Source organism: Afipia birgiae 34632, assembly GCF_000308295.2.
Classification (GTDB): Bacteria; Pseudomonadota; Alphaproteobacteria; order Rhizobiales; family Xanthobacteraceae; genus Afipia; species Afipia birgiae.
In genome coordinates this window covers 250,958-277,780 of sequence record NZ_HG326653.1, presented here as the reverse complement: position 1 = coordinate 277,780, position 26,823 = coordinate 250,958, and the positions used below count along the sequence as shown (strand labels likewise).

Below are 26,823 nucleotides of genomic sequence, written 5' to 3'. Positions count from 1 at the left end.
TTGAACGGGGTTGACGCTCTAGAGACAGCTCCGCCGCCGGCATATTCCATGACCGAGCAAAAAATCTCCTTCCCGCTCACGGTCTCGTGTTCACGAAGATTGCGCGCGAGGGAATAATCGCGTGCCGGCACTGTCTCCCTCTCGTTCAAAGGAGACACTGGCATGAAACCAATTCGAACATTTCTCCTCGGCCTTGTCGCGGCGAGCGCCATTGCCGGGGCTGCTGCTGCCGACTTACACCAGCATGGCGCGACCTCACATGCAGACGAAACAACCTTCAGCGCCGTAATGGATGCCGCGATGGCGAGAATGCACGACGCCATGATGGCCGTAAAACCGACGGGCAATCCGGACCGCGATTTCGCGGCGATGATGATTCCTCATCATCAGGGCGCGATCGATATGGCCGAGATCGAGCTCCGCTTCGGTACGGATGAACGGCTGCGTCGGCTGGCGCAGGGAATCATCGTCGAACAGCGTCAAGAAATTGCGGTGATGCGGAAGATCCTCAGCGAGCCGACCTCAGCATCGACCGCAAAGCCCTGATCGCACCATTCCCAAAACTCAATCCTAAAACGAAGGAAACGGTCATGAAGTCACTTCTCACACTTGCCATTCTGGCGTCGACCGCGATCCCGGCCTTTGCCGGTCAGGCGCCCGGATCCGCCGAAGCGCCCGACATCGCGGTCAGCAGCCGCGACCGGTTCTACACCTCCGACCAATTCTCCAACACCGTCTCGGTTGTCGATCCCTCCACCAACGAGGTTCTCGGTGTGATCAAGCTGGGCGAGCAGACCCCGGCCAATTTGAGCCCGCTTTATCGCGGGCAACTCCTCGTCCACGGCATGGGCTTCTCCCCCGATCACAAGACCCTCGCCGTCATCTCGATCGGCTCCAATTCGGTCAGCTTTATCGATACCGAGTCGAATGCGGTCAAACACGTGACCTATGTTGGGCGCTCGCCGCACGAAGCGTTCTTCCGCCCGGACGGCAAGGAAGTCTGGGTGAGCGTTCGCGGGGAAAACTATATCTCGGTTCTCGACGGACAGAGCTTCACCGAAACCGGCCGGATCACGGTTCCGAACGGTCCGGGCATGACGATCTTTTCTCCTGACGGACGCTATGGCTATGTCTGCTCGAGTTTCAGCCCTGAAACGGTCGTCATCGACACGGCGACCAAGGAGATCGTCGGACGGGTCAAGCAGGAAAGTCCGTTTTGCCCGGACATCGCAGCCACGCCCGACGGGCGCCAAGTTTGGCTGACCCTGAAGGATGTCGGCAAGGTCATGGTGTTTGACGCCAAGCCTCCGTTCTCCGTGTTCAAGGTCATCGATACGGGACCGATCACCAATCATGTCAACATTGTTCGCAATCCCAAGGGCCAATTCGCCTATGTCACGATTGGCGGCCTGAACGAAATCAAGGTATTCGACACCTCGGACTACAAGCAGGTTGCGACCATCCCGGTCGGGTCGCTGCCACACGGCTTGTGGCCGTCGGGGGATGGCAGCCGCGTCTATGTTGGTCTCGAGAATGCCGACGCTGCCACAGTCATCGATACGGCGACCAACAAAGTGATCGCCACGATCCCGATAGGTCAGGCGCCGCAGGGCGTCGCCTATGTTCCCAACGCGGTCGAGAAGGGCGATGGCCGCGCCAACCTCCAGCCGCTCGCCGCAGCCAACAAGCCGACGCAACTGGTCTTGACCGGGATCAATGGAAAGGGTGTGACCCAGGTTTCGCTGTTTGACCAGGGGCTCGTTCAGGTTCTCCAGGCGGCGGCGACCGGCCTGGAGCCGAAGAAGCCCTATGTTCTGGCCCTTTCGCGTGACGCCGAGGGACAGGGCGCTCTTGAGCCGCTCGCCAATTTCATGAGCAATCCCGCCGGCGCGGCGATCGTCAATGCGGTTGGCCCGCTGCGCACGTCTGTCGAGACCGGCGATGCCTCTGCGCGGCGATATCTTGTGATTGCGGAGGGCGCGGGCGCCAAGCCGGGCGCAATTGTGCAAGTTCAGAAACTCCAATAGTTGCTAATCGTTCGCTTTTGCCGAACGGAACGACGAAACTAATGCGTTGGATCGATTGATCGGACTCATCCATCTTCTCCCAAGAACGAAACGCAGCGGCTCGCGAGAGCCGCTGCCCTCGGAAGGAGACCGATCATGGCTACCATTGCACTTCGAACGACAACAACTTTCCCGGCTGAAACACCACGAACCGCATCGGTCGGGACCCCCGAATATGCAAAGACGGATCCGACCCCCTATCTGCTACCGGCGACGCGCGTCCATCCCATCGCGATCGCGATCCCGCTTCTTGCCTATGCCTGGCTGGGTGTTGCCGCGTGGCTTGCTTTTGCCGGCGGCGAGACATCCCTGATCCTCGCGGTCATTTTCGTGCTCAGCGTGATGTATTTCGGGCTGCTCGTCGGCGGCGCCGTCATGGGGCGAAACATGACCCCCGAACGCCAGCAGGATCGCAGCGTTCGAGAGTTTCTTGACGGCGAGGTTGAGATTGCCACCGGACGGATAACCGGCCGCGAGGCCATGATGCAGATCGCCATGATGCCGGTGGCGCTCGCAATCGGCGGCACTGCCATCATCCTGTGCGCCGTTTGGGCGGGAATTTGAGACCAGACCTGACCATGGGAAGGAGTAAACTGATGACCGGGCACGTAAAACAGATCGCCGTGACAGGAGCTGCGGGACAGATCTGTTATTCCCTGCTATTCCGCATTGCCAGGGGAGAGCTCTACGGCCCGCGCCAGCCCATATCTCTGCGGCTGCTCGACCTTCCCCAGGTTCAGCCGGCGCTTCGCGGCGTCGTGATGGAACTTGAGGACGGCGCGTTTCCCCTGCTTGCGGACGTCGCCGTGACCGACGATGCGAGACTTGCGTTCCGCGACATCGATGCTGCGATTCTGGTGGGTTCGCGTCCGCGGTCCAAGGGGATGGAAAGGCGCGACCTGCTTGCCACCAACGCCGAGATCTTCAGACTGCAAGGGCGGGCCCTGAACGACGTCGCCAAACTGGACGCGAAGGTGCTGGTGGTTGGCAATCCGGCAAACACCAATGCAATGATCCTGAGCGAGCACGCGCCTGAATTTCCTTCCGAGAATATCACATCGATGATCCGCCTCGATCATAACCGCGCGCTGGCCCAGCTCGCGCGAAAAGCGCTGGTCGGGCTGGAGGAGATCAAAGGACTGGTCGTATGGGGCAATCACTCACCGACCATGTTCGTGGATTGGTCTCATGCGACAGTCGCCGGCCGACCGCTTGCCGACATCGTCGCTGACCATGACTGGTATCACAAGACACTGATCCCACAGGTCGCCCGCCGTGGGACGGCCGTCATCGAAGCGCGCGGCGCCTCCTCCGCGGCGTCGGCGGCGAATGCCGCTATCGATCACATGCGCGACTGGATCAATGGCAGCGGCGGCGACTGGGTCTCGATGGGACTATGCTCGGACGGCTCTTACGGAATTCCCGAAGGTCTCTTTTGCGGCAGTCCAGCCATTTGCGCCGAGGGGCAATATGCCCGCGTGGCAGACTTGAAGATCCGTGGATATGCTCGCGTGATGCTGGATCGAACCGTTGCAGAGCTGATTGAGGAACGCGAGGCCGTCCGCGCCCTTGTGAGTTGAGACTCTTCGCATTGGATCAAGGTGGATAGAGACGCCTCGGACTTTTTTCTCTTGTTGCGGCGCCGTCGAGCCAACAAGCCCCACGCGGCGAGAGCATCAGGGCACCTTGTTGCCGTTCGCGTCGAACCGCTTCAAGTAGGCTAACAGGTCAGCCACCTTGCCAGGATCCTTCACGCCTGCAAACGCCATCTTCGTGCCAGGAACTTTTGACCTCGGGTTCATGATGTAGGTAGAGAAGCTGTCGTCGGTCCAGGTGATCCCTGAATCCTTCATAGCCTGGCTGTAGGTGTACCCTTCGTAAGTCCCCGCCTTCCGACCCATGAGGCCGTTGAGCACAGGACCGACGGCGTTCTTGGCATTCGGTCCAACTTGATGACACGCGCGGCATTGCGCGAAGACTTTCTCACCTGAGGCCGCATCCTGGGCGTAAGCATCGGACGCGACACCGGCCACAGCAAGCACGAGCAAGATCGTTTTCACAAAAGCATCCTTATTTAAGCGTCCTCGATGTTGCCTTGCGCGGCAAGCCGCGCAGGACAGCATTCTCAATATGTATTTGAGAGATATTCTATAATGGCTTTGGCGTCGTTTTCTTCGATCGGAGCCTTGTAGACCTTGATCATCTTGTGAACCTCCGCTTCCCAAAACGCTTTGCCCTTCTTCGGAGGCTGGTAATTGATGTAGTCGGCCGAATGGCAGGCTGCGCAGTTGTTCTGGGCAGCCTCGAAACCGGGGCCAGATCCGGGCCTGAACGTGGCTGTCTCGTCCGGGAGCTGATAGGTCTTCGGCGCAGCCAGCGCCGCACCGGCCAAGGCTACTGCAAGGAAGCTCACCGAAACGATTTTAACTTTGTGTCTCATGGTTTCCTCCCTATGCTGCAACGATGCGTGTGTGTTCGACGACGTTGCGCATGTAGCCTGCCGGATTCCATAGCGGCTCCATCGGTTGCGACTGGCCGATCCGGTTGACCGCGCGGACCATCAGAGTGTGAGCGCCCTTTTGGAGAGGTATCGTCATTTTCCACTCACGGAAGGAGTACTTGCCGAGGTCTTCGCCGAGCGACGCGGCCTGCCAGGATTTTCCACCGTCTGCCGAGACCTCGACGTCGCTGACGCCGTAGCCGCCATCGAAAGCGATTCCGCGCAAAGCAAGCTCGCCCGCCTTCAATTTCGCCCCGTCCTGAACGCTCGTGATGAAGCTGCGCACGTCGAAGCGATTGATCGGGACTGTCGCAGTGGGTGCCTTGCCGGGCTCCGTACAGGCGCATGCATTCGCGGGGATGCGATAGGCGGTGTCCATCCAGAAGCTTTGGAACGGCTTGTCGAGCACCGTGATTTCGTTGAGGTGCTTCACCCAGTAGGTGCCATAGAAACCGGGCACCACGAGGCGCAGGGGATAGCCGTTGAGCCAAGGCAATTCGGCGCCGTTCATCTCATAGGCGAGCATGACCTCGCCATCCCGCGCGTGGTCGATATCGAGCGCCTTCGCGAAATCCGGCGTATCCGGCACGACGGGACCATCGAGACCGCCGAACGAAACCTGAACCGCGCCCGCTTGCACGCCGGCCTTGTCCAGCACGGCCTTGAGAGGTACCCCCTTCCATCGCGCATTTCCCATCAGCCCGTTGCCGGCTTGTCCGCCGCCAACGCGGGGCTCGAAGAACCCGCGGCTGTTGCCCGAGCATTGGTGGACAGCGACCAGCTCGACCGCGTCAAAGCGGGATTTGAGGTCCATCAGCGACAAGGACAGCGGCTTATCGACCTTGCCCTTGACCTCGACACGGAAGCTCTCCGGATCGATTTCGGTCGGGATATCCGCAAGATGGTAGCGCACGAAGAAGGCATCGTTTGGCGTGATCAAGCCGTCATTGTAGACGCTGAAGGGCGTCTCGAGCTGAGGCGGCCGGGTCGTCAGCCTGATCAGAGGCCGCTTGCCCGGATAGGCGACGAGCTCACGGTCGCCGTTGGCGAAGGGCAGAGTCACGGTTTCCGCGGCGAACGCCGTGAGTCGTGCCCCCACGGCAAGCCCCGCACCGATTCCTAAGGCCGTACCGCCCGCAGATTTCAGCATCTGCCGTCTGTTCAACATCGCGCTCCTCCCTAAGAGACATTCCTTGTTTCATCAGTAGAGACGGACAGCCCCGGACTTTTATTCCCTCGCCTCGACACACCATCCTAAACCGCGCACGCCTTTCCGACGGTCTCCGTCGCGCGCAAGGCAATCTCCTGCTCGTCCGTCGTCGGACCACGCTGCCGCACCAGTTCAGCGACAATCAGCGCCAGGCGGTCGAGCCTGTCCGGATCCATGCTGTGGCTCATGATCGCGTACTCCGCCCCGTCAGACCGCCAGGCGCGAATGAGCATGCCGCCCGGCTCCCGGCCCTCCCGGATAGTCGTGTCGCCCCCGCGCGACGGCGTGATCGATAGACCGAGCCGGCATCCGTGAGGGCCAACGTAACCGCCAAAGACCCCATGGCCCTCCACCACTGGTTCCGCCGACAAAAACACCAATCTGAGGTTCGCGGCGGACAAGTCGGGCAATGTTCCCATAAATCGCGAAGCCAAAGCGAACTCGATAGGAGCGTCTTTCGGAGGGAGGGACTGATCGGAAAGCCATTCGAGATGGATAGCATCGGCCGCGTCTCTGGATGCATTTTCCCCCGCAGGCCCACGCCAAAGGAGAGTGCTGCCAAGGACGACGGCGAGCAGAATAGACGCTGCTACAGCCATGACGCGCAGGGACCAAAATCCGGCAAATGTCCGGAGCGCAAGCGGCGGTGGCGCATGCGATGCAGGGGGCATTTCTCTCGCCGTCGCCCTGAGCTTGCTCAATGTGGCGACGCGCGCCGCCAGGCCATGATCGCGGGCCACAGCGTCAGCGACGAGGGCCGCTCGTCGGGGATCAAGCTCCTGATCGACATAAGCGTTCAGAATCTCCCAGGTCATGGTGTCTGGGAGACTCTCGGATATCGGCTTTTCATCTGGCATGGCGTCTGTCTGTCGCAATGGGGCGAATGTTGTCGGCCGTAATCCGGTCGAGCAGCGCCGCCCGCGCACGGCTCAAGCGGCTCATCACAGTCCCGAGGGGAATATCGAGTATTTCCGCGGCCTCCACATAGCGGAAGCCGGCAAGATCAACGATCTCGATGATTTCGCGATAGACCGGCTCGATCTGTGCAACAGCCTGCCGCACGGTAATTTCAGCGATCAACCTGTCATCGTAATTCCAAACGGTTCCGTCCAATGGTTTGACTGCAGAATCGTCACACCGCACTTTGGCGCGGCGGAAATCATCAATCCAGGCGTTTCGAATAACCTTGAACAGATATATACGGGCGGCAATTTCGTCGCAGGGGGGCGAGGCGCTTGCAAGCGCTTTCACTGCACACGTCTGCACCAAATCTGAAGCGGATTCCCGGTCGCCCGTCAGGCGCAGGGCATAGCCCCAAAGGAGGCTCCAATTCTTCAACAGGTGCTGTTCAATGCGTCGAAGCAATCGCTGTTCACCATGTCGTCTCTGCGCCGATAAAGCCGGACTGAACCCGTGAACGGTTCTCAATCATAGCAGCCTGCAGAGGTTACTTCCATCGCCGAGCTTCTGACAGGGCCAGTGGATCAGCGGCCGATGTCGAAACAGCCGCATCGACCGCAGATGCGAAGCCGCGCCGGTATTGATCGAACGAGTGAGGTCACGAGTGACGCCGACGTCTTGCCTCGCGCGCTACTGCCTCGACCAGGGTCGCGAGGCAGCCACGGAGAAGCACGCCCTCACCCAGCAATGGCTCGACGCGCAGCGTAAGGAAGAGGCCGGCTACGATTGCGACAAGCACCAGAGTCGTCGTGGTCAGGCTGGCATCGGCGAGAAACATCCCGAGCAGTTCCTTAGCGACTTCGGAAATGATGCTCATCGTGCGATTTCCACCGTTTATGGAGCATGCCGGCGTGCCGGAGATCTGGCGCAAGGCACGCACGAAGCCTGAGATGGCGCTCGAAGAGATCGATCGGCTGACGGCAGTGGGCGTGCGGTTTGGAACCGTGCTTGCCGATGCCGGCTATGGCCTCTCTGCGCCGTTCCGTCAGGGGCTCAGCGCACGCAAACTTCTCTGGACCGTCGGCATTCCCAGGCACCAGAAGGTCTATCCGATCGATGTCTCTCTGATCTTTCCGGTAGCCGGCCATGGTCGCCCGCGCAAAAACCCGATCCCCGACACGCTGTCGATCCCAGCCGAGACAATGTTGGCCGATGCGTCCTGGACGAGCTTGAGTTGGCGCATCGGGACGAAGGGGCCGCTGGAGGCCGCCTTTGCCGCCACGCGCATCCGGGTCGCCGACGGCGAGCCGCAGCGCATCCTCGTCAAGGGGCAGCAGCACATGCCCGGCGAGGAAGCGTGGCTGATCGGTGAGTTGAGATCGTCCGGCGAGCGCAAGTACTATCTGTCCAACCTGCCAGGCGACACCGAGCTGAAGACGCTTGCGGCCTCCATCAAGGCGCGTTGGGTGTGCGAGCAGGCACATCAGCAAATGAAGGAGGAACTCGGTCTCGACCACATCGAGGGCGGCAAGGGCTCCACCGACATGCGCTGATGACCATGATCGCCTATGCCTTCTTCCAGCACCGGCGCCTGGCCCAAGCCAGGCGGGAAAAAAGAGTCCATCGCGGACCGCCTCAACCGAGCCTGCCGGCCGTCAGACGCGCCGTCATCGCGGCTCTCCTACCAAAGCCGCCGCCAGAGCGATGTCCGCACTGCCGCATAAGGTTTCGAGGGAGCCATCGATGAAACTGCCAAAGTAGTGCTTGGTCGCATGGCGCAGCGATGCAGAGCCGAACATATGCCTTATGCCTTGCACGAAGTCTCGTCGTTCGTGGCGCCGGGAGCGGCGGTATTTTCCAAAGTGTCGGTCCGTCCCACAGGCCAAATACACTGGGTCGCCCCGCCGGGGCCGATCATCCCGCCTCCACCAGGCGGATCACCTGCGCCAGATGATGATCGTTGATATCTCCATGACAGGGAACCTCGCGCCAGATGGGGGGCTGGGTACCTGGGGCGCGCTAGGTCACCGACTCATTATGTCGCAACCAGATGCGGATTGAGGCGAGTTTGACGAGAGCGAGGTAGTTGTCGTCGTGCTTTTCGAAGCGTGTGGCGACGGCCCTGAAATGCTTGAGCTTGTTGAAGAAGCGTTCGACCAGGTTGCGGTAGCGGTAGAGCCAGGGGCTGAAGGCCGGGATGTTTACCCGGTTCGGCATGGGTTTGATGTTGGCCCAGGCGCCGCGCTCGGCCATTTCCACTCGCAGGGCATCACTGTCATAGCCTCGGTCGGCGAGCAGGATCTGGTTTGCGCCGAGGCTGTCCAGCAGATCAGCAGCACTGCGACCATCATGCGCCTGGCCTTCAGTCAGCTTGAGCGCGATGGGGTTGCCGTTGGCGTCCACCACGGCGTGGATCTTGGTGGTCAGTCCGCCGCGCGAGCGCCCCATGCATCGGGCAGGAGTGACGTCCCCAGCGACGGCTTCCGCCGCACCCCCTTTTTGACGTTGGCCGCGTGCTGATGAACGCGGATCGACGAACTGTCGATCATCTGCAGGTCGCCATCATAGGCCCGCGAGACAGCCGCGAACAGCCGATCCCAGACACCGGCCTTCCGCCAGCGCACAAAGCGGTTGTAGCAGGTCGTACACGGCCCGTAGCGCTCAGGGATGTCGGCCCAGGGAGAGCCGGTGCGCAGCCGCCAGAAAATCCCATTGAGCACCCTGCGGTCATCGACACGCGCCACACCCCGCGGCTTGTTCGGCAACAGCGGCGCGATGATCGACCACTCGAAGTCCGTGATCTCGTAGCGACGTGGCTTCATGGCAGCACCTCCGGCTACCTTGAATCAGCCAACGCCGCGTCGGCGCTACAGTTTTATGGGTTGATGACCTAAAGAGTACCTTGGGTGGAGATAGCGCAAACGTAGTGATCATCACTATCGGTCGCGGCCCGCCAGTGCTCTCAATAGACCCTTCTGACATCGGCCCTATTCAGATAGCGCCTGTGCCGTCCCACAAGTTGCCCCACAACTAACCGCCGCCCTTACCGGGGGAACAGCTGCCACAGGTCTTCCTTTTGATAATGGGAAGATTGTGCGTGGCGGTAGCCTTTCATCGAATAGGAAATCAAATTCCCCAGCGATCCCTTTAAGTGATCGAATGCGCTTATTTCGATACTTCTAAGCGGTATTAGAAATTGTACGTTCGATACTGCAAATGCTTCCTCGAACTGCTGGCGATGTTGAGGTTGGATCAAAATGATCGCGTGCACATGGGGCATCTCACAATTGAAGATATCAGACACTCCAACTCTAGAGCCTTCTGCATCAAGAAAGGCATAGCAAAGCGGAAGCTTTCTTCGCTTTCTTCCCAAATTGTTTCCAAATAATTTGCGAGCCAATCGAAAGTAAAGTCTCCCAAATTCGTCCAATTGATTGCGAGCCAGATTTCCGTGGCCAGGTAGGTCAAATCGGGCAGTGACAAAATATAAATGTTGGGCGAATTCTTCTTTTGGAATTGCCTTCTGAACTTCAAAAAAGTGATTCTCAAAGTGCTCTGCAATTGCAGTAGTAGTAATTAATTTTTGTATTTTCATTTTTTCCTTAAAGGCGTTGTTGACAACAGAATCTGTCCCTCGTCGGAGACGAAGGTTAAATCGATTGATATGGATGGTGGTTGGTCAATCGATCGTGTCGATGAATAATCGAATCCAAGATCGAACATAATGTAAGTTGCCAACGAGCAACTATTGATGCGAATTGTCTCACATCAAAGTTGCTGTGCAAGTAATTCGTCGGGAAATCTTCCAATCACTCAGTTTAGGTCTGTGATCGACTGAGAACCGGTAAAGCATTTAGCCATGCTCGTTCGTCCTCTAATGTGATGATGGTTCTAGCACCACATTTGCGAGCGTTCAGGCGGCCCACCTTGATCTCGCTGTACGTTTTGGTGACCCCAATTCCGTTGCGTTTAGCGAATTCCCTTGGGGAATAACTGGTTTGCTTAATTTCTCTCATTGAATACTCCTGTTGATGTGGCGACTTGATTGCCGCCAATCTCTAGGAGCCATTTTTGAGTTTACTTGTCGCGATTTTCTAAGAAGAATCTCGCGCCGATCAAACTGTTGAATTCACTTGCTAATGCATCTGCCTGTTGCAGGCAGAGCAACGGTTATGGTGCGTTACATCCGATATAATAATACTGAAGTTATTTTGCAATTTTCGTCGCTAAACGCCGATCGAGAAATGAAAATTACTCAACTCGGGCAGGATGGATACGACGGTCTCTTCAAGCGAGCGCACTCAGTCGTCAAACGGTCAGATGCTAGGGTTCATAAGTTCCTACGAGTAGGCGCATTGGCGGGAGGGTGTGGTAGTTACCTCCATTTGGTAAGAATAATGGGTTTGCAGAATGATTGAGCCAATGCACGGCGACATAGGAGTTACGCTCTCTCTTGATGCCGTATATTTTCATCAGGCAAAGGAGCGAATCGCGGTCGCTGAGAAGGCGGATAAAGAGTTCGATAAATGGGCGAAGATTTTATCCGATGCGAACGACAAGGCGTCAGAGATGGATGGTGACCCGTCACGAGAGGGAGAGCTTCATGACTTATGCGTCACCATCGACCGACATTGGCAATCAGTAGACTGTGCCGCTACCGATCTGATTAGAGAGGTGGCTGTCATTCACATGCTTTGCGCAGCCTCGGTCGAGGCACACATCAATATGCGCGCAGAACAAGCTCTCGTCGGAAGGAAATTTGAAGAGTTCGATAAGCTGGCAATTACTGGCAAGTGGCTCTTCTATCCCTCGCTCGTTTCAAAGCCAACATTTGATCCGGGTCAACAACCGTTTCAGGGACTCCAGACTCTAGTGAAGCGCCGAAACGCGCTCATGCACTACAAGGTCAAGCGGGCTAAGGTCAGTCACGGTTATATCCTGCCGCCCTTAATCGATCAGCTCGGTCTACGGGCGCGTGATGCGAAGGAATCAATTGAGACAGTCAAAAAGCTTGTCGTCGCATTGGCAAACTTTGAACAGTTCGAAGAGCCTGAGTGGGTGACCAGCCGTAGTTGGTCTGCTCTAGATATTCAGATGTGACCGCGATGCTATAGTTAGTTCTACTAGGTTTTATGGCAGGCGACACATCAAGACAGGATGGGACTAAGAGCGTTGGCTAATTTTGGGAGAGGCGCTGCTCTTGACTCCATGACGATTCGGTCTGTGAACTAAGAGATAGATCAAACGAATTACAAAGCACCTTCCATGGCAAAGCGAGTTTTCTTCAGTTTCCATTATCAGGACGTAGTTGATTTCCGAGCCAACGTGGTTCGCCAACACTGGATGACGAAACCCGATAGAGGGGCGTCGGGATTTTTCGATGCTTCGATCTGGGAAGACGCAAAGAAAACAGGAACGGTAGCGCTTAAGCGGCTCATCAACGGTGGATTGGAGGGAACGTCCACTACTTGCGTGCTCGTTGGCTCAGCGACCTATCTTCGACCTTGGGTCCGGTACGAAATTCTCAAGAGCTTTCGAAAAGGGAACAGCATACTTGCCGTGGGGATTAATTCGATCAAGGGGCGAGATCAGAAGACAAAGCTACCTGGGCCCAATCCACTGGACTACTTAGGAGTGAGATACTCGGAAAGCGGGGATACGGGCACGTTGCTGCAGTACAACAATAACGCATGGATTGAATACGCTGAAATTGATGGAAGCGCCTCCTATCGCACTGGCGGCGTTCCCATCCAATACAGAGGTAAGGGCTTCAAGCTCTCCCAAATGTACTCACACTACGATTGGATAGCGAACGACGGCTATAATAATTTCAGCAAATGGATCGGCTAAGATTCTCCGCGGATTTATTGAGGACTGATTAAATGGCCCGAACTGTATTTTTTAGTTTCCACTACCAGAACGATGTTTGGCGGGTGAACCAGATTCGAAATCTACCGAATATTATAGGCACCGCGGCTGCGGGATTTAAAGATGCCTCGCTTTGGGAAGAATCAAAACGCAAAGGTGACGCAGCAATCCAAGGCATGATTGACAAGGCGCTGCATGGCACAAGCGTAACTGTCGTTTTTATCGGTTCTGACACCGCTGGTCGTAAGTTTATCAATTACGAAATCCAGAAATCCATTGATCGCGGAAATGGGTTAGTGGGAATCCAAATCAATCAACTAAAAGGGCAAGACGGGCAAACGGATTTCCTTGGGAAAACGCCTGCGAAGCTGATCGCCGCCGGAGCTCTGGTTTACAAATATGTTGATGCCAGAACGCTTGCCCAAAGAATAGAAGAGGCTGCTAAAGCAGCCGGAAAATAGCCAAAAGGTTTAATGCCCAATGGCAACGGTCGAAGAGTTTCTCAAGGTTTACTCTCAGGCATTGGCAGATCGCAACGCCGCAGTCCTTGCCGGTGCAGGCCTTTCTATTCCTGCAGGATTGGTCAACTGGAAGCAGCTTTTACGTTCCATTGCGAGGGAAATTGGACTGGACGTCGAGCGTGAGACGGATTTGGTCGCTGTCGCTCAGTATTACTACAATGAGCAGGGCGGGCGTCAGCGTATAAATCAACTACTAGTCAATGAGTTTTCGGAGCGTGCGAAGATAACGGAGAATCATCGAATACTTGCACGCCTGCCGATCGATACATTCTGGACAACGAATTATGATGTCTTAATCGAAACGGCCCTTCGTGAAGCGGGTAAGAAAGTTGACGTGAATATTACTCCTGAGAACCTCGCTACTACCACTCCCAGGAGAGATGCTCTCCTGTACAAAATGCACGGTGATGTATCAAACCCCGCTAGCGCAGTTCTAACGAAAGACGATTATGAGTCTTACAGCTCTAGCCGTCGAGGCCAGCTCTTCTCTACAGCGTTACGCGGCGATCTTGTGTCAAAGACATTTCTGTTTTTGGGATTTAGCTTCACGAGTTCCTGAATTTGCTGGGTGCACGACTTACTAAAGCAGGAATGAATGTCATCACGGGCTTTGGACTAGGTGTGGGCCACCATATCGTGAACGGTGTCTTAGAACAATTGGATAAAGAGGGAACGCAAACCATCAGTGACCGCTTGATCCTTAGACCGTTCCCATACGCGATAGCCGATGCTGGAACTCGGAAGAAGCGATGGCGAAGTTATCGGAGGGACATCTTATCAAAGGCTGGTGTTGCTGTATTTTTGTTCGGCAATAAGAAGGGAAATAACGGCGACATTCTTCCATCTGACGGAATGCTTGAAGAGTTCAAGATTGCCACTGAGATGGGTTTGCTTGTTGTACCGGTTGGAGCAACCGGCTACGTCGCACGAGAAATCTATAGGATTATGTTTTCGATTAGGGCGGATCACTATCCAAAGATAACCGGATTAGTCACTGCTCTGCAGGCATTGTCAAAAGCTGGAACTCCAAACCAAATTGTTTCGCGTGTTATCCGCTTTATTGAATTGGTTTCAGAAGGAATGAGTAGCTCGGATTAGTATTTAGCTTCGACACTATTGTTCGAATTAAGTCGAGATCTCATCAAAGCGGGATCAGCGTAGTGAGTATATTGATTCTGTTTCCTGAGAAAGTTCGGACTACCTGCGGCCCGACGCTATTTTAACGGCTCTTTCCTTGCGGCTCGTTTCGTGAGTGGTCTTAAGAATGAGTCAGGCGGCTCTTGGAGCGCGACCGCTAATTTTTCGATTACTTCAAGACCTGCGTAGGCCTTACTCCGCTCGAGCTTGCTAATATGCGCTCGATCGATATCTGCATCATGCGCAAGATTTTCCTGCGAGAATCCCTGCTCTTGTCGAATCCGACGGAGGTTGAGCGCAAAGAGTTGGCGAATATCCATCCCACGAGAAGAGCGTCAAGCGGGGTTTAGGCCCACGGTTTTAAAGCCGCAAAATGCGTAACGTCAGAAATTCTAATTACTTAGAGTCGATCTAAAATGTGGGTTTAAAGCCGACGGCTTGCAAGCAACAGTTAAGATGCTACCGTTAGTGCTGTGAACCACTAGAAAATTGTTCATCTATGTAAAAAATGAGGTTTTGAAGATGAGCTCAGAGACCTTTGAAATTCTCATGAGTGGAAATTCTGGTGAAGCCGAACTGCTTAAATTTCATCCGTCTACCGGTCGCTACCTCATTGGCACGATTACTGGATGGTTGATTGTCGCCGGTTGCCTTTTTTACGGGATCGGGTTGCCAATATTACTCTTCGTCTGGATACAAAATAGATGCACGAAGTACACGATCACAAATCAACGGATAAAAATTCAGGAAGGTATCATTTTTAGAACATCAGACGAGATTGAACTTTACAGAATTAAAGACGTAAAAGTTCACTACTCTATTCTCAACCAATTATTTGATATCGGCATTGTCACACTATTGTCGAGCGATCCCACCACCAAACACCAGTCTTTACGTATGTTTTACGTTCAGAAGGCTCGTGATATTCGCGAAACTGTCAGGAATTTGGTTGAACAAAGCCGCCGCCGCAGGGGCGTACGAGAAGTCGACGTCGACCCAATGCCGTATCAATAGCTTGCTTGTCTCAGTAACGAGACCTCTCCTAGTTGGATGGTCATGCTGTCTCCAAACCAAAATTCCACTCGAATCACTCACCGGAGCCGGGTCACAATTCTCATGGGCGTACAGGGAGAATTGTGGCGTCGCAGACCCCGTGCAAACTAATGCAAAATTTCTATTGTCATATTCTAGGAGGATGAATTGTCGTTACGATGGATGTTGATCGCAATTGGGTTGGTTGTACTGCCTGTTGAAGCCCAGACAGAGATTTTGGGGAGATATTATGATCCGCAGTACACCTCAAACCCCAATACATCCTGCGCTTTGCCATCCGATTCGGTTGTCTCTTTCTCAAAGGGGAAGATCGATTTTCATGAACTGGCCTGCAAAATCCGAAAGATTGATCAGTGGCCGAACGGACAAGATCAATACGACTACTTCGTGAACTGTGAAGACGGAAAGAAGTATCGCTTGATTATCGAGCGAACCAAAGACAGCCTATGGATTCAGTGGGCGGAGGGTCGACGATCGAACACTGCTGGAGTAATTTATAAGAAGTGTCCGACGCAAATAACGGAACAAAATTTACAAAGTAACGCATTGCCAGCCAAGATTGGCCAGTGTGTTGAAACTCGGATTACAAAGATCAGCGATCGGTTTGGAAAAGAAATTCAATCTTCGTCAGGTGATTGGAGTGGGACCGCCGTGCAATTCAGTAACGGTGGGTATCAAGTCTCTTATGAAAAAGAGACATCGATAATTCGATCAAAGATCGGGGATACCGTCAAGATGTGTCTGAAAGCGGTACCCAGCGATTGTCCTAAAGGGGATGAGCGCGGAAAGCTTTACAACACCCAAAACATGAGAACGGGTGAGGCTTGGACTCTTCCCGATTCACAGCATCGTTGTGGGGGTGCTTAACCGCTTACATTCCAGGTGCCCGGTGATCTGAGAAACGCGGAGAGCGAGTCGTTCGACGGCATACTTTATCTCAGCTTCGAGAGGCGGGGAAACGCGTTGATTGACGCACTTTCCTATCATGTTATGCGCCCTCAAACTTGGAGCGCAAGAAATGTGGAAAATTCCGCCTGAATATGAATATCACCGCCGCACATGGCTGGCTTGGCCGTGGGACCACGATATCTGGAATGGAATTCAGGGGACCAATCTGAAGCTTTGTCAGGACAGTATCGATAGATTAGTCCGTGTCATTGCCAATTATGAAGATGTATCAATTGTCGCGATGGAATGCGATCTTTCGAAGCTAGAGAAGCGGTTTAAACGTCGCTCCAGTGATCGCTATTCAGTTGAAGTAGTGCCAGCGAAGTATAACGATGTATGGGTGCGGGATACATTTCCAACCTTCGGAGTAGAGTCCAATTCGCTAGTTGCCATTTGTTGGAATTTCAATGGTTGGGGGCGCAGAATTCGACATTTCGGTTCGTATGGAGACGATGCTCGTCTATGCTCGAAAATCTCCAAACTATCCAATGCTCGCCAAGTTGATAGCTTGATAACCGCCGAAGGTGGTGCATTTGCATTTGATGAAAGTTCTTCGGTATTTACGACCAGAAGTGTTCTGCTGGATAGATCTAGAAATCCACACGATACGAAGTTGGAACTAGAGGAAAAAATTCGACAGGCGACTGGCAGATCGCAGGTGTGCTGGCTTCCCGGAGATCGGAGCGAGCCGATTACATCGGGGCACATCGACTCGGTAATTGCCTTCGCCAAAAACGCTGTTCTAATTAGTTGGGTAGAGGACGAAAGTAACCCGGAGTTTGACGTCTGCGATTATAACGCTCGGACTTTAATGAGTTGGTTTCGCGAACAGAGTCTCAGCCGCGAAATAGTGAAAATCTCTCGGTCTAGCCAATCAAACGACATCGATCATTGCTTAAGTTACACTAACTTCGCGTGCGTGAATGGCGGGCTGATCATTCCCCGATTTGGAAACAATGCAGAAGACAATTATGCGAAGGCAAGCATTGAAGAAGCTTTTGAGAACCAAGTGAGGGCGGAGTCTGTTGACCTGACGCCAATTGCGATCGCCGGCGGAGGTATTCATTGCGTTACTCAACAAGAGCCGTTTGTGGGTACAAGATTCGAGCAAAGTAGTTTGTAAGTGGCTTGGCGAATGCTTAGCCGCAAACGATCGACCAATCTTCCATCATTGCTCGGCGTTTTTCGAACATATCGCCTCTTCGATATGCGGCTTCTACTTTGTCTGAGATCGCGTGAGCGAGTGCCAGTTCGGCCACTTCATTGGGGTAAGTCGTGTGTTCTGCAACCCAGTCCCTGAATGTGGAACGGAACCCGTGAGCTGTAATGTCTTTGCGCTTCATACGGCGCAGCAGCATTAAAAGTGACATATTCGATAATGGTTGATGTTCTGTCTTCCCCGGAAAAACGAATTCGGATGGAGATTGCTCGCGATTGAGTTGCTGCAAGATCGCAATTGATCTAGCAGTCTGCTGAAGAACCCCCTCGCCACGGAGGAGGCTTGATGATTCACTTTTATCATCTCGAATCGGCGGAGAGATGATCATGCGGGGCAGGTTTACGGATCAGGGCGGCCTATTTTCGTACATCGCGCCGGATAAGCGTGTGCCGGCGAACCATCCGCTGCGGAAGGTGCGGGAACTTGTCCGGGATGTTTTGAGTGATTTGAACCGCAGCCTTGGGAGGCTCTACGCCAGCGAGGGACGTCCTTCGATCCCTCCGGAGCAATTGCTGAGCGCCTTGCTGCTGCAGGTGTTCTACGGCATCCGCTCGGAACGCCAGTTGATGGAGCAACTGGACTACAATCTTTTGTACCGCTGGTTCGTGGGACTGTCGCCGGACGATCCGGTCTGGGACCCGACCACCTTCACCAAGAACCGGGAGCGGCTGCAGAACGGCGATGTGTTCACGAAGTTCATGACCAGGCTTCTGAACCATCCGCAGGTCAAGCCGCTGCTGTCGGACGAGCATTTTTCGGTGGACGGAACGCTGATCGAAGCCTGGGCTTCGCAGAAAAGCTTTCGCCCCAAGGACGGTAGCGGCGACGATGATGATGGCGCCAACTTCCACGGCCAGAAGCGCAAGAACGACACCCATGCGAGCACCAGCGACCCGGACAGCAGGCTTTATCGCAAGGCAGCCGGACGGGAGGCCAAGCTTTGCTATATGGGCCACGCCACCATGGAGAACCGGCATGGGCTGGCGGTGGCCGGCAGGGTCACGCATGCCAATGGCACCGCCGAACGCCGGGCTTCGGAGACCATGCTGAAGGCGAGACGCAAAGCCGCAGGCCGCCGCATCACGGCCGGTGAGGACAAGGCGTACGATACGGCCGATCATGTCGCCAATCTTCGCGCCATCGGCGTGACGCCGCATGTGACACAGAACCAGGCCGTCACCAAAACCGGCAAGAACCGCAACAGCGCCATCGACGAACGAACCACGCGGCATCCAGGATATGGCATGTCGCAATCACGCCGGGCGATGGTCGAGTGCATCTTCGGATGGGGCAAGCAGCATGGGACCATGCGCAAGACCAAACATCGTGGCATCGCTCGCGTCGCCGCCGACTTCCTGCTCAATCTGATCGCCTATAACCTGATCCGCATTCCCAAACTGCTTGCCGCTTAGCCACCCCGCGTCAGGGTACACCCCAACACCAGACTAGAAAATTACATCCAACTCCACCCGCGCCGCCCCAACAACGACCGAACGACCGGCGAGAATACGAAAACTCTCTATTTCGAGGTTTTTCAGCAGACTGCTAGTCGAAAGTGGCGCTCGATGCTCTCGGCCCGCTTTCATCCTCTCCGCTGGCACGGTCCAAACGCCACCAGCAAGATTGATCTCAGACCATCGAGCACCCAACACCTCTCCGGTTCGTGCTGCCGTCAAAATGGCAAATTCGAACGCCAATGCCGAGGTCCCGTCATGAGACCTCAAATTTTGCATAAAAGTCTGCAATTCAGAAAACGGCAAAGCAGAGTGATGTTTCACTCGCATAATTTTGGATCTCTGGGGCAGAATTTTATCGAGGTGCCCACGCCAGCGGGCAGGGTTTTCGCCGACGCGAAAGCCTCTAGCCTTTGCCCAATCTAAAATCGCTTCGATTCTGCCACGAACACGACTGGCCGTCTCAGGCTTGGACATCCAAATCGGCTCTATTGCCTTTAACACCATGGCAACATCAATTTCTTGGACTGAAACCTTCCCCATGGTGGGTAACACGTAAGTTTCTATTGTAGCTCGCCACTGCGCAGCATGCTTTGCATTTTTCCAGCCCTGTCGGTTGCTCTCGATGTAGGAGTGAGCGGCCGCCTCAAACGTCACGGCTTTCGCCGCTTCGGTTGCTCTGCGCAGCTTTTCAGAAAGTCTTTCGTCAATTGGATCTCGTCCCTGAGCTCTGAGCTTCCGAGCTTCGGAAGCACGTTCCCTTGCATCTGCAAGCGTGACATCGGGATATTTTCCAAGTCCCATTTCCCGAGCTCGCTTGTTCATCATGTACCGATAAACCCAAGAGCAAGCAGTCGGCGAAGATACTCTCAGACAAAGGCCCCCGCCGTCGGCGTGCAGGCCAGGCTTAACGGTCAAACGGCTAACGGTCAGCGCTTTCAATCTTTCTCTTGAATATCCCAATTTAAGTTTCTCCTCGTCCCACAAACTGTCCCCGTAGAGCTTTGCGCATTGGGTTGAACAGTAAGGAACAGAGGCGAAAAGAATGCAAATAACTCATATAAATCAAATATATAACTATTATCTGCGAACGTCGACAACCGCGGCCGAACATCTATCAGCGGACGCTCTCTCCGCCAGCCTGCGGATTGCCCGATATTCTGCGAGACAACGCCCAATCACCGCCGATAACCGCACGAGCTTCTGCGGGGCCTGACCTGAGCGGACACGGCTTCGCCTGCGACCTTATTGATGCCGAATAAGGCAAGGTCGCGATCTGAGGAAGCAACCAACATGAGCATAGCAAGCGACGCCCGTTTTTGGGACCGGACTTCACGGAAGTACGCCATGGGTGCGATTGCGGATAAGGCCGGATATGAGCGCACGCTGGATCGGACCCGCGCTCTGTTGGGATCGAGCGACAGGGTGTTGGAACTGGGCTGCGGAACAGGAACAACGGCGCTCGGGCTCGCGGGCTATGTTCAAGGCTATCTTGCGACGGATATTTCCGCTGGAATGATCGCAATTGCCAATGAGAAATACGCCGCTAGCCCCGTTCCAGCCCTTGTCTTCCGGACCGCGAGCGCAGAAGCGCTTACGCCTGACGCGGCACAGTTTAACGCGGTTCTGGGATTCAACTATCTCCATCTCGTCCGCGATCTGCCTGGCACACTGCGCCGCATCCACGCCTTACTTGCAGCGAAAGGCTTGTTCATCTCCAAGACACCCTGTGTCGGGGATATGAACCCACTCATCCGGGTTGCCTTGCCCGCGATGCGCGTGATCGGCAAGGCACCCTATGCAGCCGTCTTTCGGGCGGCGGACCTGAGCCAGCATATATGTGCCGCAGGCTTCGACATTCTGGCCACTGAAAGCCACGCAACGAAGGGCAACGACAACCGTCCTTACATCGTGGCCCGCAAGAGGTGACGTGAACGGCCGAGGCTGTGGAAACCCGTCCTATTCTGCTTTTCGACGTAAGTCCGAGTGCTGTTCGACGTCTAGAGAAATCCGATACTGCCGCCGGCAGGCATCGCATTAACGGCGTATCCAAGGACCACTTCGTGATTTGCATGGCTGGTCCTTTGTCCGCACGAGCGAACGGAAGCAAACTGGCCGTCGATGCTGCGGAGGGTCATTTAGGCGAGCTTTGGAGGACTATAGCGTAGAGGTAGTTCTCATCCGGCTCCCGCACGGCCCGCCAGTAATCCTGCCGTCAAGCATCCCGCCTAGAACTGTTCGATGTTCTTCAGAAATCGGGCGGCACATACATCATGCCAGTAGACACGGCGATCGGCTCCCCGAAATCCGCAGTGGCCTCCGGATTGCGAAAGCAACCGGGTTAGTTTCGGATTTCTGTCCCACCTGTACTGAAGATAGGCGTCGTTCGGGACTATCGGATCATCTGATGCATAGATCATCAGAACAGGCACGGTTATGTGCTCGAGAAATGGACCGCAGGACGAGCGTGTATAATAGTCCTCCGCACCACCAAAACCGTTGCGGGGTGCGGTAAAAGTCTGGTCGAAATCCCAAACAGTGCGAGTCCTGAGAACCGCATCCCTTTCCGGCTCTGAAAGCTCCGCGGCGGGCTTGACGCTTTCCTTTCTCAGTTGGGAAAGGATCGCGAATTGAAACAGCGCGTTATCCCACCGCATGAGCCGACGAGACACTGTCGATAGATCAAGGGGAGAGGACACTGCAACAGCGGCTCCTATAGGCGATGAAGAGCCGCGCTCGCCCAGAAACTTCATCAGCACATTCGCGCCCAAGGAGTAGCCCATCGCTACGACTCCGTTGGACCGCAAATCCGCTGGCACCATGGACACCAGATGAACCAGATCGTCAGTTGTGCCCGCGTTGTATTGAAGCTTGCAGAGCGGCCGGGACGGACCGGCGCCCCGCAGGTTGGCTCGCAAAACGGGATAGCCGAGATTCAGGAAGTAAGCCGCTGACCGCAGAATGTAGCTGCTATCTTCGCTGCCGCTGACTCCATGGATTAGCAACACCACGCATCGGTTGATGTCCGAGTGGATCGGACGATGGAGCGTTGCAACCATGCTGTCGCCCGTGCCATCGGGAACGGCGGCGAACAATCGCTCGGCAGGGTACTGGTCAAGATCACGCGTACTTGTTGTGGGGAATGCACCGACGATGGTTTGAAGGTGGCCGCCCCACCAAGGGGCGCCCGCTTCAAACCTTGGGAAATCGACTTGCGTTGAAGTCTCGCGGGTTATTGAACCGAGCGTCATTTGATGCACTCCCGGATGCGGTCTGTGCTGTCGCGGGCAACCCGTTGGTTATCGCGCGCGCTTAAACCTTGCGCAACAAAGTTTCTCGACGGATGATCTGCGGGATCAGATCCGTGGGAGCGGGCCCTTCTGATCCGGGCCAGAATTTCCAAAGCTCTCGGCTGGCCGGTTGCGACAAGCCACCGACTCCCTGAAAGCATCCTGACTCAAGCTTAGCCAAAATCGCTTTATCCGAAACGGTCAGGCCGCGGGCTTGTTTCCTCGTCCCAGCCACAAGGGAGTCCAAGCCATGTGGGGACGGAACACAGAGCCGCGACGACAACTAAACGCTGCGGCCTAGACTACGCAGGACGGGGATTTCGCCGCCAGGAAATGCAAGGTGGAGGGGTGCACCACGTTATGCTTAACGGTTCCTTTCGGAATCGGCCGCCGGAGTCTCTTTTTTGTCACGCTGGAAGAGAATGCATCCCGCGAGGCCCCTAGAAGGAAACCATCCGGCCCGTCGTCCATTTCTCGTTAACTGGGAGGCCGATAGGGTCCGCCCAACTCAACATGGGGAGAAAAGAGATGGGTTATCGTTCCGCACTGCTGGCTTTCTCGGCTGCCGTTCTGGCTTCCACCGCTTCGGTCGCTGCCGACTTGCCGGCTCGCACCTACACCAAGGCGCCCGTTTACGCGCCTGCGCCAATTTACAACTGGACCGGCTTCTACGCCGGTGTGCACATCGGCGCCGCTTTCGGTGGTGACAACGGCTTCACCACTACCGACCCGACCCTCGTCGGCACCAACCGTGACGCAGCGTTCCTCGGCGGTGGCCAGATCGGCGCTGACTACCAGTTCGCTCCGAACTGGCTGGTTGGTATCGAAGGCCAGATTTCCGGCCTGTCGAACAGCGACCGCACCTTCACCAGCGGCGTGAACTCGCTCCGTGATCGTTCCGACTGGCTCGCTTCGGTCACCGGTCGCCTCGGTTACACTTGGGGTCCGGGCCTGATCTACGCCAAGGGCGGTGTCGCGTTCCGTGACAACAACGGTCTTGCTGCAACCGCTGGCTTCCTGCCGGCCGTCGCCAGCCGCGAATCGACCGGCTACACCGTCGGTGGCGGTCTGGAGTACATGTTCGCTCCCGCATGGTCGGCGAAGGTTGAGTACCAGTACTACAACTTCGACACCACCAACGTCGCCTACACCAATGTTGGCGCTCGGGCGCTGTCCTACAAGGACGACCTCCACACTGTGAAGGTTGGCGTCAACTATCGCTTCAACTGGGGTGGCCCGGTCGTCGCGAAGTACTAATAAGTTTTCTCCAGACAAACTTAAGGCCCCGGATAACCGGGGCCTTTTTTGTTGAGCTTCTCACGTCGGCGCATATCGACGCAGTCCGTCTTCGGCGGGCTGCGCAACCCATCAAGCCTTGTTCGGATTGATAAGAAATTTCTCGCCCGTTGCGCGCTTGCCGTAGGCAGCGATGTTTGAGAGCTGCAGCGCTTCCTGCAGCGACACGACCTGAGTGTAATGGCTGGCGAAGGTGGTCTTGAGTTCCGCGGCTACGCGTTCGCGCAACTTCTGCGCTTCCGCCGGTCCTATTTTCTGCAGGAACGGGAACAGCAGCCAGCCGCCGATGCCCCAAGCCATCCCGAAGCTGCGGTTGATTTCTGTCGGGCGTGTATCGAGGCCGCCGTAAATGTAGACCTGCTTGTGAACGGTCGAGCCATATCGGCTGTAGACCTTGGCGGTCTTGTTGGCGGCCGCTTCCATGCAGGTCAGGATCTGGCCCGCCAGCTTGCCGCCGCCGATGGCGTCGAATGCCAGCGTCGCGCCTGTCGCCACCAATGCTTGCGTCAGGTCTTCCATGAAAGTTGCGCTGGTAGAATTGCAGACGTAGGTCGCGCCGATCTTGCGGAGGATTGCTTCCTGCTCGGCATTGCGCACGATGTTGACGAGGCCGATGCCGTCCGTGAGGCAAATCTTGTTCAGCATCTGACCGAGATTTGACGCCGCTGCCGTGTGCACGAGCGCCTTGTGTCCCTCACGCCGCATGGTCTCTGTCATCCCCAGGGATGTCAGTGGATTGACGAAGCACGAAGCGCCTTCCGCGGCTGTCGTTCCATCGGGAAGCACAAGGCAGTCAGCGGCCTTGATACAGCGGTACTGCGCGTACATGGCGCCGCCGATCATGGCGACCATTTTGCCGATCATTGACTGCGCTCTGCTGGAGCTTCCGGCCGCGACGACAACACCGGCGCCTTCATTTCCGACCGGCATCGATTCATCGAGGCGACCCGCCATCGCCCGCATCAACGACTCCGGGACGGTTGCCGTCACGACCGGATTATCATTGGTGCCGGACGATTTGGCGGTCGTCATATCGGCCGCGCCCACAAGCAGGCCCAGATCGGAAGGGTTGATTGGAGAGCCCTCGACCCGGACGATGACTTCGTCGGCGGCCGGCTCGGGAATTTTGACCTTGGCGAGCGATAGTTCGAGTTCACCGCTCTTCCTGATCAAGGAGCGAAGCTGAAGTCCCTCGAAACCCATTGTGATCTCCCGTGATAATTGATTCTTGCTTGTGAACGCGTGCTGTAGCCGCGCCGTTGGCGGCAGGGGGCATACCTTGCGCTGGATTGAAGCTCGCAGGCAATGCGGCGGTTCAAATAAAAGACAATTGATTTACAGGGTTTTTATCCATCACGCGTTTCATGCCTTTGCGGCGCCGCTGAGAATTTCGCGGTCGGCGCGGGAGCGTTGCGTGACAAAATTGATAATGGCGCGGACCGGTGGCAGATCGATCAGGTCGGGATGCGCCAGCAGCCAGATGTCCGAAATGCCAGCCAGCTTTTGCGGCGCTACGCGGATCAGGTCGTCATGCGCATCGCCGACGATGCAGGACATCGCACAGATGCCGATCCCGGCACGGACGGCGGCCAGCATGTCAGCCTGCGATGAGCACCGCATCACCACAGATGCCTGCCGCGCGACATGATCGCTCCAGCGTCCGAGTTCGGCGTTCGAGGCCCGGTCCGCGAAGCCGACGACACTGTGGTGCTTCCAGTCGTCGCGGTGCGCGGGCAGCGGGCGGCGAGCGGCGTAATCGCGCGACGCATAGAAGCCGACACCGAGGCGCGCGATCTTGCGGCCGACCAGATTCTCGTCGCCGCTTTGATAGATGCGCAACACGATGTCTGCCTCGCGCTTGCGCACGCTCACCGGGAACGGGTGGGTGACGAACTCGATCTGGACGTCGGGATGGGTCTCGATGAATGACGCCATGTGCGGCATCAGCCAGTAGGCCGCCAGCGTCGGACCGATCGAGAACTTGACCTGCCCTCTCGCCTTCGTGCCCGTGGCGGACACTGCGGCTTCGGCCCGCAGCGCAGCCGCCTCCATCGCCCCTGTATGCTCGCGGAATCGGCGCCCCTGCGCCGTCAGCACCAGGCCGTCATTGGAGCGGACAAACAGTTTGGTCCCGAGTTGAGCTTCCAGCGCCGCGATTTCGCGACCAACCGTTGGATGACTCGAGCGTAATCGGCGGGCGGCGCCAAGATAGCTGCCGGAGTCGGCGACGGCGATGAAGGTCCGGCAAAGATCCCAATCCATCACTGTTCAATCCTGATATCGCAACTGTTCAATATTGGAGATTTGGGGGGCAGGTCAAGATGTTATCGTCGCTCACATTCAACGCAGGAAAAATCCGATGCCGCTTCCAGCTTCGCTCACCGGTACGCTCGAACTTCCCGTTCTTGGATCGCCGCTCTTTATCGTGTCGGGTCCCGAACTCGTGATCGCGCAATGCAAGGCTGGCATCGTCGGTTCGTTCCCGGCGCTGAATGCGCGGCCGGTCGAGAAGCTCGGCGAGTGGCTGACGCAGATCGAGGATGAACTCGGCGAATATCAAGCGCAGAATTCGGACAAGAAAGTTGCCCCTTACGCGGTCAACCAGATCTGCCACGCCTCCAACGACCGGTTGATGAAGGACATGGAAACCTGCGTGAAGCATAAGGTTCCGATCATCATCACCTCGTTGCGTCCGCCGTCCGAGATCGTCGATGCGGCGCATTCCTATGGCGGCGTGGTGTTTCACGACGTCATCAACGTGAAGCACGCGCGCAAGGCGGCGGAGCAGGGTGTCGACGGCCTCATTCTGGTCTGCGCCGGCGCGGGTGGCCATGCCGGAACGTTGTCGCCCTTCGCGCTGGTGCGTGAAGTGAAGCAGTGGTTCAAGGGTACCATTCTGCTGTCGGGTGCGATCTCCGACGGCTGGGGCATTGCGTCCGCGCTCGCGCTCGGTGCCGACATGGCCTACATGGGCACGCGTTTCATCGCCACCGTCGAGGCCAATGCCGATCCCGCTTACAAGAAGGCGCTGACCGACTACGCTGCCCATGACACGGTCTATACCAACCTGTTCACCGGCGTTCACGGCAACTATCTCGGCCCCTCGATCGCGGCTGCGGGTCTCGATCCGAATAATCTGCCCGTCGCCGACAAGACGAAGATGAACTTCGGTTCCGGCGGCAATATGAAGGTCAAGGCCTGGCGGGATATCTGGGGCTCGGGGCAGGGCATCGGCCAGATCACCGACGTGCCGCCGGTGGCGGAACTGGTCGAGCGCCTGAAGGCGGAGTTTGCCGAAGCCAGTGGCGATTTCACGCGGCGCGCAAGCGCCTGAACTACATGGGGGCACGCGCATAAGCGC

General features: G+C 56.2%; 29 protein-coding genes and 2 pseudogenes. 17 read left to right on the top strand and 14 right to left on the bottom strand.

Annotation, left to right across the window (positions count from 1 at the left end; translation table 11 throughout):
• Positions 1-162 precede the first annotated feature (162 nt).
• The 4 genes from copM to BN32_RS15220 all read left to right on the top strand — a co-directional run bounded on the left by copM (position 163) and on the right by BN32_RS15220 (position 3,646).
• Positions 163-546 carry a CopM family metallochaperone gene (copM, locus tag BN32_RS15235; protein WP_006023172.1) on the top strand — a complete coding sequence of 128 codons (384 nt, stop codon included), beginning with the start codon at positions 163-165 and terminating at the stop codon, positions 544-546.
• A gap of 44 nt (positions 547-590) precedes the next feature.
• Positions 591-2,027, top strand: a complete 1,437-nt coding sequence (locus BN32_RS15230; RefSeq protein WP_006023171.1) for a YVTN family beta-propeller repeat protein — start codon at positions 591-593, stop codon at positions 2,025-2,027.
• A 135-nt stretch (positions 2,028-2,162) separates the two neighbouring features.
• Positions 2,163-2,630, top strand: coding sequence for a hypothetical protein (locus BN32_RS15225; RefSeq protein ID WP_006023170.1), 468 nt, complete (start codon positions 2,163-2,165; stop codon positions 2,628-2,630).
• Positions 2,631-2,662: 32 nt separating this feature from the next.
• A complete protein-coding gene (locus BN32_RS15220; RefSeq protein WP_006023169.1) occupies positions 2,663-3,646 on the top strand; it encodes a malate dehydrogenase in 984 nt (327 codons plus the stop codon).
• 96 nt (positions 3,647-3,742) lie between these two features.
• Here BN32_RS15220 and BN32_RS15215 read toward each other — a convergent pair whose 3' ends face one another.
• From BN32_RS15215 to BN32_RS15190, 6 genes are all read right to left on the bottom strand, one after another.
• On the bottom strand, positions 3,743-4,126 hold the full coding sequence (locus tag BN32_RS15215; RefSeq protein WP_006023168.1) for a c-type cytochrome: 384 nt from the start codon (positions 4,124-4,126) through the stop codon (positions 3,743-3,745).
• A gap of 65 nt (positions 4,127-4,191) precedes the next feature.
• Positions 4,192-4,506: a SorB family sulfite dehydrogenase c-type cytochrome subunit gene (gene sorB, locus BN32_RS15210; RefSeq protein WP_006023167.1), complete on the bottom strand. Its 315-nt coding sequence runs from the start codon at positions 4,504-4,506 to the stop codon at positions 4,192-4,194.
• 10 nt (positions 4,507-4,516) lie between these two features.
• Positions 4,517-5,734 (bottom strand): SorA family sulfite dehydrogenase catalytic subunit, encoded by a 1,218-nt coding sequence (gene sorA / locus BN32_RS15205; protein ID WP_006023166.1) that lies wholly within the window; start codon positions 5,732-5,734, stop codon positions 4,517-4,519.
• Positions 5,735-5,820: 86 nt separating this feature from the next.
• Positions 5,821-5,964: a hypothetical protein gene (locus BN32_RS27755; protein ID WP_244438184.1), complete on the bottom strand. Its 144-nt coding sequence runs from the start codon at positions 5,962-5,964 to the stop codon at positions 5,821-5,823.
• Positions 5,965-6,622: 658 nt separating this feature from the next.
• On the bottom strand, positions 6,623-7,141 hold the full coding sequence (locus BN32_RS15195; RefSeq protein ID WP_011995928.1) for an RNA polymerase sigma factor: 519 nt from the start codon (positions 7,139-7,141) through the stop codon (positions 6,623-6,625).
• A 193-nt stretch (positions 7,142-7,334) separates the two neighbouring features.
• The gene (locus BN32_RS15190) at positions 7,335-7,553 is read right to left on the bottom strand and encodes a hypothetical protein (protein ID WP_006023163.1); all 219 of its coding nucleotides are present in this window, start codon (positions 7,551-7,553) and stop codon (positions 7,335-7,337) included.
• Here BN32_RS15190 and BN32_RS15185 point away from each other — a divergent pair.
• A pseudogene (locus BN32_RS15185) lies at positions 7,447-8,437 on the top strand (IS701 family transposase); the annotation flags it as partial. The gene BN32_RS15190 and the pseudogene BN32_RS15185 sit on opposite strands and share 107 nt — an antisense overlap.
• Positions 8,438-8,695: 258 nt before the next feature.
• Here BN32_RS15185 and BN32_RS26265 read toward each other — a convergent pair.
• Both BN32_RS26265 and BN32_RS26855 read right to left on the bottom strand, forming a co-directional pair.
• Positions 8,696-9,498 (bottom strand): annotated as a pseudogene (locus tag BN32_RS26265) (IS5 family transposase).
• A 221-nt stretch (positions 9,499-9,719) separates the two neighbouring features.
• Positions 9,720-10,271: a hypothetical protein gene (locus tag BN32_RS26855; protein WP_156946985.1), complete on the bottom strand. Its 552-nt coding sequence runs from the start codon at positions 10,269-10,271 to the stop codon at positions 9,720-9,722.
• A gap of 815 nt (positions 10,272-11,086) precedes the next feature.
• Between BN32_RS26855 and BN32_RS15165 the strand changes: the two genes are divergently transcribed.
• The 5 genes from BN32_RS15165 to BN32_RS26845 all read left to right on the top strand — a co-directional run bounded on the left by BN32_RS15165 (position 11,087) and on the right by BN32_RS26845 (position 14,163).
• Positions 11,087-11,776 (top strand): hypothetical protein, encoded by a 690-nt coding sequence (locus tag BN32_RS15165; RefSeq protein WP_019199484.1) that lies wholly within the window; start codon positions 11,087-11,089, stop codon positions 11,774-11,776.
• A 165-nt stretch (positions 11,777-11,941) separates the two neighbouring features.
• On the top strand, positions 11,942-12,526 hold the full coding sequence (locus tag BN32_RS15160; protein ID WP_019199485.1) for a TIR domain-containing protein: 585 nt from the start codon (positions 11,942-11,944) through the stop codon (positions 12,524-12,526).
• A gap of 32 nt (positions 12,527-12,558) precedes the next feature.
• Entirely contained in the window at positions 12,559-13,005 is a 447-nt protein-coding gene (locus BN32_RS15155; protein WP_019199486.1) for a TIR domain-containing protein, read from the top strand.
• Positions 13,006-13,024: 19 nt separating this feature from the next.
• Positions 13,025-13,624: an SIR2 family protein gene (locus BN32_RS26850; protein ID WP_040426576.1), complete on the top strand. Its 600-nt coding sequence runs from the start codon at positions 13,025-13,027 to the stop codon at positions 13,622-13,624.
• A 32-nt stretch (positions 13,625-13,656) separates the two neighbouring features.
• Positions 13,657-14,163, top strand: a complete 507-nt coding sequence (locus tag BN32_RS26845; protein ID WP_040426575.1) for a hypothetical protein — start codon at positions 13,657-13,659, stop codon at positions 14,161-14,163.
• Between the two features lie 116 nt (positions 14,164-14,279).
• Here BN32_RS26845 and BN32_RS26255 read toward each other — a convergent pair whose 3' ends face one another.
• Positions 14,280-14,522 (bottom strand): helix-turn-helix domain-containing protein, encoded by a 243-nt coding sequence (locus tag BN32_RS26255; protein WP_040426574.1) that lies wholly within the window; start codon positions 14,520-14,522, stop codon positions 14,280-14,282.
• 202 nt (positions 14,523-14,724) lie between these two features.
• Between BN32_RS26255 and BN32_RS15135 the strand changes: the two genes are divergently transcribed.
• From BN32_RS15135 to BN32_RS26250, 3 genes are all read left to right on the top strand, one after another.
• Positions 14,725-15,216 (top strand): PH domain-containing protein, encoded by a 492-nt coding sequence (locus BN32_RS15135; protein WP_019199487.1) that lies wholly within the window; start codon positions 14,725-14,727, stop codon positions 15,214-15,216.
• 201 nt (positions 15,217-15,417) lie between these two features.
• A complete protein-coding gene (locus BN32_RS26840) occupies positions 15,418-16,122 on the top strand; it encodes a hypothetical protein (RefSeq protein WP_156946984.1) in 705 nt (234 codons plus the stop codon).
• A gap of 151 nt (positions 16,123-16,273) precedes the next feature.
• Positions 16,274-17,326 carry an agmatine deiminase family protein gene (locus tag BN32_RS26250; RefSeq protein WP_162161317.1) on the top strand — a complete coding sequence of 351 codons (1,053 nt, stop codon included), beginning with the start codon at positions 16,274-16,276 and terminating at the stop codon, positions 17,324-17,326.
• 16 nt (positions 17,327-17,342) lie between these two features.
• Here BN32_RS26250 and BN32_RS25630 read toward each other — a convergent pair whose 3' ends face one another.
• Positions 17,343-17,750, bottom strand: a complete 408-nt coding sequence (locus BN32_RS25630) for a tyrosine-type recombinase/integrase (RefSeq protein ID WP_179944847.1) — start codon at positions 17,748-17,750, stop codon at positions 17,343-17,345.
• On the opposite strand from BN32_RS25630, the gene BN32_RS15120 reads away from it, so the two are divergent.
• On the top strand, positions 17,749-18,834 hold the full coding sequence (locus BN32_RS15120) for an IS5 family transposase (RefSeq protein WP_040425825.1): 1,086 nt from the start codon (positions 17,749-17,751) through the stop codon (positions 18,832-18,834). The genes BN32_RS25630 and BN32_RS15120 overlap by 2 nt on opposite strands.
• Before the next feature lie 33 nt (positions 18,835-18,867).
• On the opposite strand, the gene BN32_RS15115 is transcribed toward BN32_RS15120, so the two are convergent.
• A complete protein-coding gene (locus BN32_RS15115) occupies positions 18,868-19,794 on the bottom strand; it encodes a tyrosine-type recombinase/integrase (protein WP_244438199.1) in 927 nt (308 codons plus the stop codon).
• Positions 19,795-20,169: 375 nt separating this feature from the next.
• Here BN32_RS15115 and BN32_RS15110 point away from each other — a divergent pair, with 375 nt between their 5' ends.
• The gene (locus BN32_RS15110) at positions 20,170-20,805 is read left to right on the top strand and encodes a class I SAM-dependent methyltransferase (protein ID WP_040426573.1); all 636 of its coding nucleotides are present in this window, start codon (positions 20,170-20,172) and stop codon (positions 20,803-20,805) included.
• Between the two features lie 299 nt (positions 20,806-21,104).
• Here the strand turns inward: BN32_RS15110 and BN32_RS15105 are convergent, their stop codons facing one another.
• Positions 21,105-22,127: a YheT family hydrolase gene (locus BN32_RS15105; RefSeq protein ID WP_019199492.1), complete on the bottom strand. Its 1,023-nt coding sequence runs from the start codon at positions 22,125-22,127 to the stop codon at positions 21,105-21,107.
• Positions 22,128-22,694: 567 nt separating this feature from the next.
• Between BN32_RS15105 and BN32_RS15100 the strand changes: the two genes are divergently transcribed.
• Positions 22,695-23,423, top strand: a complete 729-nt coding sequence (locus BN32_RS15100; protein WP_019199493.1) for an outer membrane protein — start codon at positions 22,695-22,697, stop codon at positions 23,421-23,423.
• Positions 23,424-23,534: 111 nt separating this feature from the next.
• On the opposite strand, the gene BN32_RS15095 is transcribed toward BN32_RS15100, so the two are convergent.
• Positions 23,535-24,665 (bottom strand): zinc-binding dehydrogenase, encoded by a 1,131-nt coding sequence (locus BN32_RS15095; RefSeq protein ID WP_019199494.1) that lies wholly within the window; start codon positions 24,663-24,665, stop codon positions 23,535-23,537.
• Positions 24,666-24,824: 159 nt separating this feature from the next.
• Positions 24,825-25,724 (bottom strand): LysR family transcriptional regulator, encoded by a 900-nt coding sequence (locus BN32_RS15090; protein WP_019199495.1) that lies wholly within the window; start codon positions 25,722-25,724, stop codon positions 24,825-24,827.
• A 97-nt stretch (positions 25,725-25,821) separates the two neighbouring features.
• Here BN32_RS15090 and BN32_RS15085 point away from each other — a divergent pair, with 97 nt between their 5' ends.
• Complete coding sequence (locus BN32_RS15085) at positions 25,822-26,796, top strand: NAD(P)H-dependent flavin oxidoreductase (protein ID WP_019199496.1); 975 nt, start codon at positions 25,822-25,824, stop codon at positions 26,794-26,796.
• Positions 26,797-26,823 lie beyond the last annotated feature (27 nt).